At 68.4% G+C, this 12,837-nt stretch carries 11 protein-coding genes and 1 tRNA gene; 8 read left to right on the top strand and 4 right to left on the bottom strand.

Annotated elements, in window-relative coordinates:
* Positions 1-75: 75 nt before the first annotated feature.
* From gnd to ABZT12_RS02780, 8 genes are all read left to right on the top strand, one after another.
* The gene (gene gnd, locus ABZT12_RS02815) at positions 76-951 is read left to right on the top strand and encodes a phosphogluconate dehydrogenase (NAD(+)-dependent, decarboxylating) (RefSeq protein ID WP_356376137.1); all 876 of its coding nucleotides are present in this window, start codon (positions 76-78) and stop codon (positions 949-951) included.
* A 62-nt stretch (positions 952-1,013) separates the two neighbouring features.
* Positions 1,014-2,135 (top strand): DNA replication/repair protein RecF, encoded by a 1,122-nt coding sequence (gene recF / locus ABZT12_RS02810; RefSeq protein ID WP_356376134.1) that lies wholly within the window; start codon positions 1,014-1,016, stop codon positions 2,133-2,135.
* Complete coding sequence (locus ABZT12_RS02805; protein WP_356376131.1) at positions 2,132-2,665, top strand: DciA family protein; 534 nt, start codon at positions 2,132-2,134, stop codon at positions 2,663-2,665. The genes recF and ABZT12_RS02805 overlap by 4 nt, the downstream gene beginning before the upstream one ends.
* Positions 2,666-3,005: 340 nt before the next feature.
* A complete protein-coding gene (gene gyrB, locus ABZT12_RS02800) occupies positions 3,006-5,069 on the top strand; it encodes a DNA topoisomerase (ATP-hydrolyzing) subunit B (RefSeq protein ID WP_356376128.1) in 2,064 nt (687 codons plus the stop codon).
* 42 nt (positions 5,070-5,111) lie between these two features.
* A complete protein-coding gene (gyrA, locus tag ABZT12_RS02795; RefSeq protein ID WP_356376125.1) occupies positions 5,112-7,703 on the top strand; it encodes a DNA gyrase subunit A in 2,592 nt (863 codons plus the stop codon).
* A gap of 18 nt (positions 7,704-7,721) precedes the next feature.
* A complete protein-coding gene (locus tag ABZT12_RS02790) occupies positions 7,722-8,525 on the top strand; it encodes a DUF3566 domain-containing protein (protein ID WP_356376123.1) in 804 nt (267 codons plus the stop codon).
* A gap of 123 nt (positions 8,526-8,648) precedes the next feature.
* Positions 8,649-8,722, top strand: a tRNA-Ile gene (locus ABZT12_RS02785).
* A gap of 645 nt (positions 8,723-9,367) precedes the next feature.
* On the top strand, positions 9,368-10,339 hold the full coding sequence (locus ABZT12_RS02780; RefSeq protein WP_356376120.1) for a hypothetical protein: 972 nt from the start codon (positions 9,368-9,370) through the stop codon (positions 10,337-10,339).
* 561 nt (positions 10,340-10,900) lie between these two features.
* Here the strand turns inward: ABZT12_RS02780 and ABZT12_RS02775 are convergent.
* Genes ABZT12_RS02775 through ABZT12_RS02760 form a run of 4 tightly spaced genes read right to left on the bottom strand, consistent with a single transcriptional unit; the run spans position 10,901 to position 12,757 of the window.
* The gene (locus ABZT12_RS02775; protein ID WP_356376117.1) at positions 10,901-11,368 is read right to left on the bottom strand and encodes a hypothetical protein; all 468 of its coding nucleotides are present in this window, start codon (positions 11,366-11,368) and stop codon (positions 10,901-10,903) included.
* On the bottom strand, positions 11,365-12,150 hold the full coding sequence (locus ABZT12_RS02770; RefSeq protein ID WP_356376114.1) for a hypothetical protein: 786 nt from the start codon (positions 12,148-12,150) through the stop codon (positions 11,365-11,367). Before ABZT12_RS02770 ends, ABZT12_RS02775 begins: the two co-directional genes overlap by 4 nt.
* On the bottom strand, positions 12,147-12,542 hold the full coding sequence (locus tag ABZT12_RS02765; RefSeq protein ID WP_356376111.1) for a DUF6415 family natural product biosynthesis protein: 396 nt from the start codon (positions 12,540-12,542) through the stop codon (positions 12,147-12,149). Before ABZT12_RS02765 ends, ABZT12_RS02770 begins: the two co-directional genes overlap by 4 nt.
* On the bottom strand, positions 12,539-12,757 hold the full coding sequence (locus ABZT12_RS02760) for a hypothetical protein (RefSeq protein WP_356376743.1): 219 nt from the start codon (positions 12,755-12,757) through the stop codon (positions 12,539-12,541). Before ABZT12_RS02760 ends, ABZT12_RS02765 begins: the two co-directional genes overlap by 4 nt.
* Positions 12,758-12,837 lie beyond the last annotated feature (80 nt).

Raw genomic sequence — 12,837 nt, 5'->3', positions numbered from 1 at the left:
CGTGACGGTCCGGGTTTAGGCTCGGACCAGGTACGCAAGTGCCCTCATGCCCCGTCGCACACTAAGGAACAACTGATGGAGCTCGGTCTCGTCGGCCTCGGCAAGATGGGCGGCAACATGCGCGAGCGGATCCGCCGCGCCGGCCACACCGTCATCGGATACGACCGCAACCCGGACCTCGCCGACGTCCACAGCCTGAAAGAGCTCGTGGGCATGCTCGAAGCCCCGCGTGTGGTGTGGGTGATGGTCCCGGCGGGTGCTCCCACCCAGTCGACCGTGGACGAGCTCGGTGAGCTGCTGGAGGCCGGCGACGTCGTCGTGGACGGCGGCAACTCGCGCTGGACCGACGACGAGAAGCACGCCGGCGAACTGGCCGCCAAGGGCATCGGCTTCGTCGACGCGGGCGTCTCCGGCGGCGTCTGGGGCCTGCAGAACGGCTACGCCCTCATGGTCGGCGGCGACCCCGAGCACATCGCCAAGGTCCAGCCCGTCTTCGACGCCCTCAAGCCCGAGGGCGACTTCGGCTACGTCCACGCCGGCAAGGTCGGCGCCGGCCACTTCTCCAAGATGGTCCACAACGGCATCGAGTACGCCATGATGCAGGCTTACGCCGAGGGCTGGGAACTGCTGGAGAAGGTCGACTCCGTCACGGACGTCCGCGAGGTCTTCCGCTCCTGGCAGGAAGGCACCGTCATCCGCTCCTGGCTGCTTGACCTCGCCGTCAGCGCCCTCGACGGCGACGAACACCTCGACAAGCTCAAGGGCTACGCCGACGACTCCGGCGAAGGCCGCTGGACCGTCGAGGCGGCCATCGACAACGCCGTCCCCCTGCCCGCCATCACCGCCTCCCTCTTCGCCCGCTTCGCCTCCCGCCAGGACGACTCCCCGCAGATGAAGATGGTCGCCGCCCTGCGCAACCAGTTCGGCGGCCACGCCGTCGAGTCCAAGTAGTCCACCGATCCACCCGTCGTAGGGCGGTGGATCCACAGCCTGGGGGAGGTCGGTGAACGACCATGCACGTCACGCATCTGTCGCTGGCCGACTTCCGCTCGTACGCCCGGGTCGAGGTTCCGCTCGACCCGGGCGTCACCGCGTTCGTGGGGCCCAACGGACAGGGCAAGACCAACCTCGTCGAGGCGGTCGGCTACCTCGCCACCCTCGGCAGCCACCGGGTCTCCTCCGACGCCCCCCTCGTCCGCATGGGCGCCGACCGCGCGATCGTCCGGGCGCAGGTCCGGCAGGGCGAGCGGCAGCAACTCGTCGAACTGGAGCTGAACCCGGGCCGTGCCAACCGCGCCCGCATCAACAGGTCCTCGCAGGTCAGACCGCGTGACGTGCTCGGCATCGTGCGCACGGTGCTCTTCGCGCCCGAGGACCTCGCCCTGGTGAAGGGCGACCCGGGGGAGCGGCGCCGGTTCCTGGACGAGCTGATCACCGCCCGCTCTCCGCGCATGGCCGGGGTCCGTTCCGACTACGACCGGGTGCTCAAGCAGCGCAACACGCTCCTGAAGTCGGCCGCGCTGGCCCGGCGGCACGGCGGGCGCTCGATGGACCTCTCCACCCTCGACGTGTGGGACCAGCACCTCGCGCGCGTGGGGGCCGAACTGCTCGCCCAGCGCCTCGACCTGATCGCCGCGCTCCAGCCGCTCGCCGACAAGGCGTACGACCAGCTCGCCCCCGGGGGCGGCGCCGTGGCGCTGGAGTACAAGCCGTCCTCCCCCGGCGAGGCGCACACGCGCGAGGACCTCTACGCGCAGCTGACGGCGGCGCTCGTCGAGGCGCGCAAGCAGGAGATCGAGCGGGGCGTCACCCTCGTAGGACCGCATCGGGACGATCTGACGCTCAAGCTGGGGCAGTTGCCGGCCAAGGGGTACGCCTCGCACGGCGAGTCCTGGTCGTACGCGCTGGCGCTGCGGCTCGCCTCGTACGACCTTCTGCGGGCGGAGGGGAACGAGCCGGTGCTCGTGCTCGACGACGTCTTCGCCGAGCTGGACACCCGGCGCCGGGAGCGGCTGGCGGAGCTGGTGGCGCCCGGGGAGCAGGTGCTGGTGACGGCCGCCGTCGACGACGACGTGCCGCACGTACTGGCGGGGACGCGGTACACGGTGGCGGACGGGACGGTGGAGCGCGCGTGAGCGGCGACGAGCCCGTACCCGGGAAGGCGGCCGAGCCGTCCGGTGTCGACCTCGCGCGCGTGGCGTTGCGCGCGGCGAAGGAGCAGGCACGCGCGCGTGGGGACGCGGCCCAGCAGAAGAAGCAGGCGCGCCGCGGTGGCCTGCGCTCCGGCGCGCGCGCCGACGGACGCGACCCGGTGGGGCTGGGCGCCGCGATCAACCGGCTGATCAACGAACGCGGCTGGGAGGCCCCCGCAGCGGTGGGCGGTGTGATGGGCCGCTGGCCGGAGATCGTCGGCGAGGACCTGGCCAACCACTGTGTGCCGGAGAAGTACGACGAGGAGGAGCGGGTGCTGAACGTGCGCTGCGACTCCACGGCCTGGGCGACCAATCTGCGGCTGCTGGCCCCCCAGTTGGTGGCCCGGCTCAACGAGGACCTGGGGCACGGCACGGTGCGTCTGCTCAAGGTGAACGGACCCCAGGGCCCCGCCCGCCGCTACGGCCCGTTGCGTGCTCCGGGGAGCACGGGACCCGGTGACACCTACGGGTGACCGACATCACTCCGGAGGCGCCCGCGGGCGGCCGGAGACGGTCGCGGACACCCACGTGACCCGGGAGTAGCAAAGGGTTGACAGCCGGAAGCGCTGAGTGCCTCCTTGAGCCTCTTAGAGCCCCGTTCCGTATATGGGGAGTCGGGTGAGACCGGTTGAGGGCGGCACATGCGGACTCAGGTACCGGCAAACCCCCATCACTGTCGGAGCTACCGGTAGACTGGGCGTCGATCCCGCCCACTTGTGGGACACACCGAGCAACGCTGATCAAGGCTTACCAACGCAACATGCCGCAGCCGCTCCGGCCACCCTCTCCGAGGGGACACCCAGAGCCTGGCTGGTGCTGTGCCAGAAAGGGCGCTTCGTGGCCGATTCCGGCAACCCCAACGAGAACATCCCGTCCACCGACGCCGGCGCGAGTCACGAGGTCACCAACTCGTACGACGCCAGCGCCATCACCGTCCTCGAGGGTCTGGACGCGGTCCGCAAGCGACCCGGTATGTACATCGGTTCCACCGGTGAGCGAGGCCTGCACCACCTGGTGCAGGAGGTCGTCGACAACTCCGTCGACGAGGCGCTGGCCGGTCACGCGGACACGATCGACGTCACGATCCTTCCGGACGGCGGCGTGCGTGTCATCGACAACGGCCGTGGCATCCCGGTGGGCATCGTCCCCTCCGAGGGCAAGCCCGCCGTCGAGGTCGTGCTGACGGTGCTGCACGCGGGCGGCAAGTTCGGCGGCGGCGGCTACGCGGTCTCCGGCGGTCTGCACGGCGTGGGCGTCTCCGTCGTGAACGCGCTGTCCACGAAGGTCGCCGTCGAGGTCAGGACCGAAGGCCACCGCTGGACGCAGGACTACAAGCTGGGCGTGCCGACGGCCCCGCTCGCCCGGCACGAGGCCACGGACGAGACCGGCACCTCGGTCACCTTCTGGGCCGACCCGGACATCTTCGAGTCGACCGAGTACTCCTTCGAGACGCTCTCGCGGCGCTTCCAGGAGATGGCGTTCCTCAACAAGGGTCTGACGATCAAGCTCACCGACGAGCGCGAGCTGGCGAAGGCCACCGCGGGCGCGGACGAGGCGGGGGCGGACGAGAAGGACGAGGTCCGGACCGTCACGTACCACTACGAGGGCGGCATCGTCGACTATGTGACGTACCTGAACTCCCGCAAGGGAGAGGCGGTGCATCCGACGGTCATCGACCTGGAGGCCGAGGACAAGGACAAGAGCCTGTCCCTCGAGGTCGCCATGCAGTGGAACAGCGGCTACACCGAGGGCGTGTACTCCTTCGCCAACATCATCCACACGCATGAGGGCGGTACGCACGAAGAGGGCTTCCGGGCCGCGCTGACGTCGCTGATCAACAAGTACGCGCGCGACAAGAAGCACCTCCGGGAGAAGGACGACAACCTCACGGGCGACGACATCCGCGAGGGTCTGACCGCGATCATCTCGGTGAAGCTGGCCGAGCCCCAGTTCGAGGGCCAGACGAAGACCAAGCTGGGCAACACCGAGGCGAAGACCTTCGTACAGAAGGCCGTCTACGAGCACCTCAACGACTGGCTGGACCGCAACCCGAACGAGGCCTCGGACATCATCCGCAAGGGCATCCAGGCGGCCACCGCGCGCGTGGCGGCCCGCAAGGCCCGGGACCTCACCCGTCGCAAGGGCCTGCTGGAGACGGCGTCCCTGCCGGGCAAGCTCTCCGACTGCCAGTCGAACGACCCCGTCAAGTGCGAGATCTTCATCGTCGAGGGTGACTCCGCCGGCGGTTCGGCCAAGTCCGGCCGCAATCCGCAGTACCAGGCGATCCTCCCGATCCGCGGCAAGATCCTCAACGTGGAGAAGGCCAGGATCGACAAGATCCTGCAGAACCAGGAGATCCAGGCGCTGATCTCCGCCTTCGGCACCGGGGTCCACGAGGACTTCGACATCGCGAGGCTGCGCTACCACAAGATCATCCTGATGGCGGACGCCGACGTCGACGGCCAGCACATCAGCACCCTGCTGCTGACCTTCCTGTTCCGCTTCATGCGGCCGCTGGTCGAGGCCGGGCACGTGTTCCTGTCACGCCCCCCGCTGTACAAGATCAAGTGGGGCCGTGACGACTTCGAGTACGCGTACTCGGACCGCGAGCGCGACGCGCTGATCGAGCTGGGCCGGCAGAACGGCAAGCGGATCAAGGAAGACTCGATCCAGCGCTTCAAGGGTCTCGGCGAGATGAACGCGGAGGAGCTGCGCATCACGACGATGGACCAGGAGCACCGCGTCCTCGGCCAGGTCACGCTGGACGACGCCGCCCAGGCCGACGACCTGTTCTCGGTCCTCATGGGCGAGGACGTCGAGGCGCGCCGCCAGTTCATCCAGCGCAATGCCAAGGACGTCCGCTTCCTCGACATCTGAGTCGGTCTCAGCTGACCGCATCAGGAAGGATTTTCACCAGCAATGGCCGACGAGAACACTCCCAGCACGCCCGAAGAGGGCGGCTTCGTCCTGCGTGTCGAGCCCGTCGGGCTCGAGACGGAGATGCAGCGCTCGTACCTCGACTACGCGATGTCCGTCATCGTCTCGCGCGCGCTGCCCGACGTGCGGGACGGCCTCAAGCCCGTCCACCGCCGCGTCCTGTACGCCATGTACGACGGCGGCTACCGGCCCGAGAAGGGCTTCTACAAGTGCGCCCGTGTCGTCGGCGACGTCATGGGCAACTACCACCCGCACGGCGACTCCTCGATCTACGACGCGCTGGTCCGTCTCGCGCAGCCGTGGTCGATGCGGATGCCTCTGGTGGACTCCAACGGCAACTTCGGCTCCCCGGGCAACGACCCGGCGGCCGCGATGCGGTACACCGAGTGCAAGCTCGCGCCGCTGTCCATGGAGATGGTCCGTGACATCGACGAGGACACCGTCGACTTCACGGACAACTACGACGGCCGCTCCCAGGAGCCGACCGTCCTGCCGGCCCGCTTCCCCAACCTGCTGATCAACGGGTCGGCGGGCATCGCGGTCGGTATGGCCACCAACATCCCGCCGCACAACCTCCGTGAGGTCGCGGCGGGAGCCCAATGGTGCCTGGAGAACCCCGAGGCCTCCCACGAGGAGCTGCTGGACGCGCTGATCGAGCGCATCAAGGGCCCCGACTTCCCGACCGGCGCGCTCGTCGTCGGCCGTAAGGGCATCGAGGAGGCGTACCGCACCGGTCGCGGCTCGATCACCATGCGTGCGGTCGTCGAGGTCGAGGAGATCCAGAACCGCCAGTGCCTGGTGGTCACCGAACTCCCGTACCAGACCAACCCCGACAACCTCGCGCAGAAGATCGCCGACCTGGTGAAGGACGGCAAGGTCGGCGGCATCGCGGACGTCCGCGACGAGACGTCGTCCCGTACCGGCCAGCGCCTCGTCATCGTCCTGAAGCGGGACGCGGTCGCCAAGGTCGTACTGAACAACCTCTACAAGCACACGGATCTGCAGTCGAACTTCAGCGCCAACATGCTGGCCCTGGTCGACGGTGTGCCGCGGACGCTGTCCCTGGACGCGTTCATCCGCCACTGGGTGGCGCACCAGATCGAGGTCATCGTACGGCGGACGAAGTACCGGCTGCGCAAGGCCGAGGAGCGGGCGCACATCCTGCGTGGCCTGCTGAAGGCCCTGGACGCCATCGACGAGGTCATCGCGCTGATCCGGCGCAGCGACACCGTCGACATCGCGCGCACGGGCCTGATGGGCCTCCTGGAGATCGACGAGATCCAGGCGAACGCCATCCTGGAGATGCAGCTGCGCCGGCTGGCCGCCCTGGAGCGCCAGAAGATCATTCAGGAGCACGACGAACTCCAGGCGAAGATCACCGAGTACAAGGCGATCCTCGCCTCCCCGGTCCGCCAGCGCGGCATCGTCAGCGAGGAACTCGCCGCGATCGTGGAGAAGTTCGGCGACGACCGCAAGACGATGCTGGTGCCCTTCGACGGTGACATGTCCATCGAGGACCTGATCGCCGAGGAGGACATCGTCGTCACCATCTCGCGGGGCGGCTACGTCAAGCGCACGAAGGCGGACGACTACCGCTCGCAGAAGCGCGGCGGCAAGGGCGTACGCGGTACGAAGCTGAAGGAAGACGACATCGTCGACCACTTCTTCGTGTCGACCACGCACCACTGGCTGCTGTTCTTCACCAACAAGGGCCGCGTCTACCGCGCCAAGGCGTACGAGCTCCCGGACGCCGGCCGGGACGCGCGCGGCCAGCACGTGGCGAACCTGCTGGCCTTCCAGCCCGACGAGGCGATCGCGGAGATCCTCGCGATCCGCGACTACGAGGCGGCGCCCTACCTGGTCCTCGCCACCAAGGGCGGTCTGGTCAAGAAGACGCCTCTGAAGGATTACGATTCGCCCCGCTCCGGCGGCGTCATCGCGATCAACCTCCGTGAGACGGAGGACGGTTCGGACGACGAACTGATCGGCGCCGAACTCGTCTCGGCCGAGGACGATCTGCTGCTGATCAGCAGGAAGGCTCAGTCGATCCGGTTCACCGCCACGGACGACGCGCTGCGTCCCATGGGGCGTGCCACGTCGGGTGTCAAGGGGATGAGTTTCCGCGAGGAGGACCAGCTTCTCTCGATGAATGTTGTTCGACCCGGTACGTTCGTGTTCACTGCCACAGACGGCGGGTACGCCAAGCGGACCGCCGTCGACGAGTACCGCGTCCAGGGCCGCGGCGGCCTCGGTATCAAGGCCGCCAAGATCGTGGAGGACCGCGGTTCTCTCGTCGGCGCGCTGGTGGTCGAGGAGACCGACGAGATCCTCGCCATCACGCTGTCCGGCGGTGTGATTCGTACGCGAGTCAACGAGGTCAGGGAGACGGGCCGTGACACCATGGGCGTCCAACTGATCAACCTGGGCAAGCGCGATGCCGTGGTCGGTATCGCTCGTAACGCCGAGGCGGGACGCGAGGCGGAGGAAGTCGACGGCGAAGAAGCCGTGGACGAGACCGCCGAGGACGTCACGACCACCGGCACGGACGAGGGCGAGGCGCCCTCGGACGCGTAGCACGAGGAGAGAATCAGCGTGAGCGGAGCCACGGGCGCCGGATCGACCGGTACGGACACGGACGGCGGCGGCCGTGGCTCAGCCGCGCCGATGACAGATCCGCACACGACCAATCTGCAGGCGATCAAGCCGTCCATGGTCAAGCCGCCTGCGGCGGAAGCCCACGCGCCGGACGCGCATGGATCCCAGGGGGGCACTGTGACGGACACCCGAGGCCCGCAGACGGCCGGTGCGGGCATGGCCGGGTCCGACGCCCCGGCGCACACGCCCGCGCACGCCGCGCCGGACGCCCCGTCACAGGGCTCTCCGCTGCCGGGCTCCCCGCTGCCGGGCGAGCGGGGGTCGCAGCAGGAGCAGGGGCCGTACCACCCGCCGCAGGCCTACCCGACGCAGCAGGCGTCCCAGAGCGGCGCCGTACGCCGTCCACGCACCGGCGCGCGCACCACGCCCCGCACCCGCAAGGCCCGGCTGCGGGTGGCGAAGGCCGACCCGTGGTCGGTGATGAAGGTCAGCTTCCTGCTCTCCATCGCGCTCGGCATCTGCACCGTCGTCGCGGCGGCCGTGCTGTGGATGGTCATGGACGCGATGGGCGTCTTCTCGACGGTCGGCGGCACGATCTCCGAGGCGACCGGCTCGAACGAGTCGAACGGCTTCGACCTCCAGTCGTTCCTGTCCCTCTCGCACGTCCTGATGTTCACGGCGATCATCGCGATCATCGACGTCGTCCTCGCGACGGCCCTGGCGACGCTCGGCGCGTTCATCTACAACCTCTCCGCGGGATTCGTCGGAGGCATCGAGCTCACGCTCGCCGAAGACGAGTGACTTCGCCCGGGACCGCCGCCCCGAACCCTCCCGGCGGTCCCCCGACTATCGATTTTGGGACTGCCCACGTCGTGCGCTAATCTTCAGGAGTCAGCGCGCGGGACACACTCCGCAGAGCGCGGCGGGGCTATAGCTCAGTTGGTTAGAGCGCATCCCTGATAAGGATGAGGCCACAGGTTCAAATCCTGTTAGCCCCACAGCGGTTAGTGCCTGGTCAGACGGCCGGTAGATCACTTCGATCTACCGGCCATCTACATTTGTGGATCTTGATACCCCACTACTACCCCGTAACTTGCTGCTTCAGGGCCGGACAGCAGGAACCTGCCTCTGCCTACTGATGCCAAACGGGGCATGTGGCCTCTAATGTCTTCAGCAAGACGCCCCCTGCCGATTCACGCGGCAGGGGGCGTCTCCTGTTCCGGCTGAGGCCTCCCGAGCACTCGGCCGGAGTCTGCGGCGGCGGAGCGGCTAGCCCCACCCGATGTCACCGAGGGTCGTGTCCGAGGACGATGACGTTTCCGTCACAGTCGGCTCAGGCGATGTCTCGGTGGTCGAGGATGTTGCGGAGGCGCCCCAACCGATGTCTTGCCCATGGACTGTGTGCCCGGGCCCGAACGCGTGGACCGCTACCGGTGTACCTACGGCGGCCAGGGCCAGCAGAGCAGAGGCGACCCAAAGGCGGGCTCTCGTCATGCGACACCCCTCTGTGTTCGAACATGGTGTGAGTTTTGACTCCGGCCGTCAGAGTTACATGGGCGATCCATCCGGTCCAAGCGGCAGGCTGTGCGGAAAACTGCATATGCAGAATTCCACACGCGTAACAGGGGGCGAAAATGGGCGACTTGGACACTCCAGGTACCGAACTGCGGCTCACCGAGCAGGACTTCGCTGCGTACCGCCAGATAGCAGCAGGCCATCCACCACCACCCGGCTACGCCCCCGAAAGACTCCTCGCTCTCCGCCTCATCGACCGAGACCCCTACGCCTCCGGCGGGTACATCCCGAACGACCCCATGACGGCCGTACACGGCCTCACAGTGACCGTTCTCGGCGAACTGGAGCAACTGGTCCACCGCGTGTCCCAGATCCCCGCCCTGGAAGCCCTGCAAGCGCACTTCGACCCGCACCGCTTCTACGGTGGCCCCGGCTCCGAATTCCTTGCCACTGCGGCCCAGATGAATGCCCGCCTTGGCGAGACCGGCGGGAACGCCAGGACCGAGTTCTGTTCCATCCAGCCCGGCGAGCCGGCCGACCGCGACCCCGCCATCCTCCGCCTGGGCGTCGAGCGCACCCGCTCCGCTCTGCGGAGGGGCGTTCAGGTCCGATCGATCTACCACCGCAGCGCCCATGAACACGACCAGACCCGGGACTACGTCGCCCAGATGATCGCGGATGGCGCCGAAGTGCGAGCCTCAGCCCTCCCCGGGCCACGCCTGGTGATCATTGACCGGCAGCACGCATTCGTCGACAACCACGTCATAGAGCGAGCCGAACACAACTCCGGCTGGCACCTGTTCGACAGGGCCGCAGTGTCCTGGGCCCGCGCCGCGTTCGATCTTTTCTGGGACCACGCCACCAGATGGCAGGACCTCGCCCTCGCCGCCAACGACAACCCACTCACCGAGAGACAGTGGCGCATCCTCCGCGACCTCGAGGCCGGCTACTCCCAACAACAGGTCGGCCCCCGCATCGGTCTCAGCCGACGCGCCGTCGACAAGGAACTTGCCGCCATCCGCGACACCCTCGGCTTCGCCTCCACATACCAGGTGATGGCCTGGTACGGGCGATTCCACACCGGGAATCGCATGGGTTGAGGAGCTTTCATGCCCATGCGCGTCTACAGGCTGTAGATCAGTCTGCACTGTGAGTACAGTGCAGGCAGGGGAGGCGGACTTGTATATTCCGGCCGCCTGACGCATAGCCCCAGACGGACCCGGTCGGGTTGCTCGGGAGGTTCCCGGCCGGAAGGACGCCCCCCGCCGCGTGATTCGGCGGAGGCGTCACAAAGCAGTAAACCGCCCCGCCCTCCACTACGGAGGACGGGGCGGCCGCGCTCAGCCTTTCGGCGAGCACTTGCGGAGCCAGCGGACGCATATCACGCGGCTCCGCCATGGAGGGCCACCCCGACGGGGGATCGGGGCGGCCGTTGGATCCGGTCCCTGGACGTCGGTGAGGCCAGGGACCGGACGTTCACCAGCGAAGGCCGACGGCGTCCGTGGGCGACTTGCGCACGTACGGATTGGCGTGGCCGGGGGCGTGGCCGCGTCTCCGGGTACACATTGCACCGCTGGGGTGCGAGGCCCCGCACAGTCCGGCCGCCCGAAGGCCCGAGCCGTTGGCTTTGGCCAGGATTGCCTTCGCGGTATCGGTCGTCGTCATAGCCGGACTCCCTTCGAGTGGCGGGTAAGGCACAGGACGTGCGCGTATCCGGGATGCGGGCTGGAGTCCCCCTCCCAGATGACGGCGACGACCAGGTCGCGGTCGGCGATCTCCTCGTGGCATGGGAAGCAGCGCAGCGGCTCCCCGAGTAGGGCAGCGGCTTCCTGGTGTTGACGGCGTCGGCCGCGGGCCACGAGGCACCTCGCGCCGTGTTTGCAGGGTGTGCATCGCGCGATGTGGGTGTGCCAGTCGCACCACGTGATCATTGCCGCGAGGCGTTTCAGGTAGCAGCGGCAGCACGCCCGCCACGGCGCCTTTGGCAGCAGGGACACGGCGCCGTCGCCGGGAGGCCGGTCGCACCAGATGCAGTGGTCGCCGACGGTGGCTGCATCCGACATGCGGCCCATCTGGCCTATGGCGAGCGTGTGCCCTCGCCACATCTCCTCGGCCAGAGCGACGGTCACTCGGGGACCTCGCGGAGGTAGGCGATCACGTAAGGCCTCTGGTCGACGGCGGGGTCCCAGAGGCGTCGGTGGTCCAGGAGGCCGTAGCCGGCGATGCGCAGGACGCGGCGCACGCGGGCGATGGCGCTGTGCCACTCGTCCGCGGTGGAGGCCCGGGGCGCGCCGCTCCACAGGACGATCCAGGCACCCGTGGCATAAGCCGGCCAGTGGTGGGTCTCCAGGGTGCGCGCGCCGTAGCTGGTGAGGCCGCTGTCCTCCAGCGTTCTCTGGAGCCGCCAGATCGGATCACGGTCCGGCGGCTTGTAGATGGGGTGCACCTTCAGGTGGTCCCAGCCGTCGGCCGGGCTGGGCGCCAGAGACGCACCGACCGGCAGCCGAGCTGCGATCAGCGGCTGGTAGCGGTCCTCGCCTGGTGTCCGGCGCGGTCCGGGCGTCCGGACCGCGTAGCCGAGGGATTCGAGCCCGGCCGTGACCGCTGCCAGCCGGGTCTGCCAGTGGTCGTCTTGCTCGGATGGAGGGATGTCGTCGTCTGGGTACCAGTCGACCTCGACGCACAGGTCGGCGGTGGCCGGCCAGAGAGCCTGGTGGAGGCCGATGGCCCGGCACCAGCCGTGTCCTGGCGGGATCTGCCGGTCGACGATCCGCCGACCGTTCTGTGTGCCGGTCTGCACCCAGTGCTGTCCGAGCCCGAGTTGGTCGAGCTGGTGGTTGACGAGGGCGGCGGCGGTGCGGATCGGGTCCGCCGGGTCGTAGACGACGGTCGTGGGCGAGGCACTGGTCATCGCGGCACCAGCCTGTCGTAGTGGCCGCACAGAGTCCGAACTGAGCGGGCCAGCCGGGATGCGATCGACCCTCGGATGGCGTCGGTGTCGCCCGGCCCCAGAGCCAGGTACATCTGCGCTTGGCCGACACACAGCAGGGCCGATACGCGGTTGGGGTGGCCCGAAGGGAGCTGCTCAGCCAGGCCCTGGACGGCAGGGATGAGTGTCTCGATGTGCCCTCGGTACGTGCCGGCGAGCGTCTCCAGCTCGGCGCCAGTGAAGCGGAGCTCGGGCGCGTCCCGGGATTCAGGGTCGCCGGGGTCCGCCTTAGGGATGTCCGCACCGAGAACGAGCGCGATGCTGGCGCGCATCGCCCTGATGTCCGGAGGCATGGTGGGCGCCGTGGTGCTCATACTGCTGCTCCTCGCTGGAGTGCGTCGGCTAGCCGCATGGCGACGTCGGGGCGGATGCGGCCGAGTTCGACCAGCCGGACTCGGGCCGACGGTTGCGGGTCGACAGCGAGCGATGGCAGGACGATGCCGGCCTGGTCGAGCGCAGCCCGCAGTGTTTGCATCGCCGTGAACGGATCGACGCGGGGTGCGTCGTGCAACTCGGATGCGGAGGTCATGAACAGGACGGTAGGAAGGCGCCGTTGACACCAGCCAGCCAATGTTCTCGAATGTTCTAGTTACTGGTTGAGATGTTCCC

The sequence above is a fragment of the Streptomyces sp. NPDC005423 genome (assembly GCF_040606415.1).
In the GTDB taxonomy this organism is placed as follows: domain Bacteria; phylum Actinomycetota; class Actinomycetes; order Streptomycetales; family Streptomycetaceae; genus Streptomyces.
The sequence above is the reverse complement of the archived record's forward strand: the minus strand, read 5'-3'. Positions and strand labels throughout refer to the sequence as shown.

What these genes read in the sequence shown, in the direction of transcription:
- gnd (WP_356376137.1), top strand. Translation starts at nt 76, where the DNA reads ATGGAGCTCGGTCTCGTCGGCCTCGGCAAGATGGGCGGCAACATGCGC.
- recF (WP_356376134.1), top strand. Translation starts at nt 1,014, where the DNA reads ATGCACGTCACGCATCTGTCGCTGGCCGACTTCCGCTCGTACGCCCGG.
- gyrA (WP_356376125.1), top strand. Translation starts at nt 5,112, where the DNA reads ATGGCCGACGAGAACACTCCCAGCACGCCCGAAGAGGGCGGCTTCGTC.
- ABZT12_RS02770 (WP_356376114.1), bottom strand. Translation starts at nt 12,150, where the DNA reads ATGACCAGTGCCTCGCCCACGACCGTCGTCTACGACCCGGCGGACCCG.
- ABZT12_RS02765 (WP_356376111.1), bottom strand. Translation starts at nt 12,542, where the DNA reads ATGAGCACCACGGCGCCCACCATGCCTCCGGACATCAGGGCGATGCGC.
- ABZT12_RS02760 (WP_356376743.1), bottom strand. Translation starts at nt 12,757, where the DNA reads ATGACCTCCGCATCCGAGTTGCACGACGCACCCCGCGTCGATCCGTTC.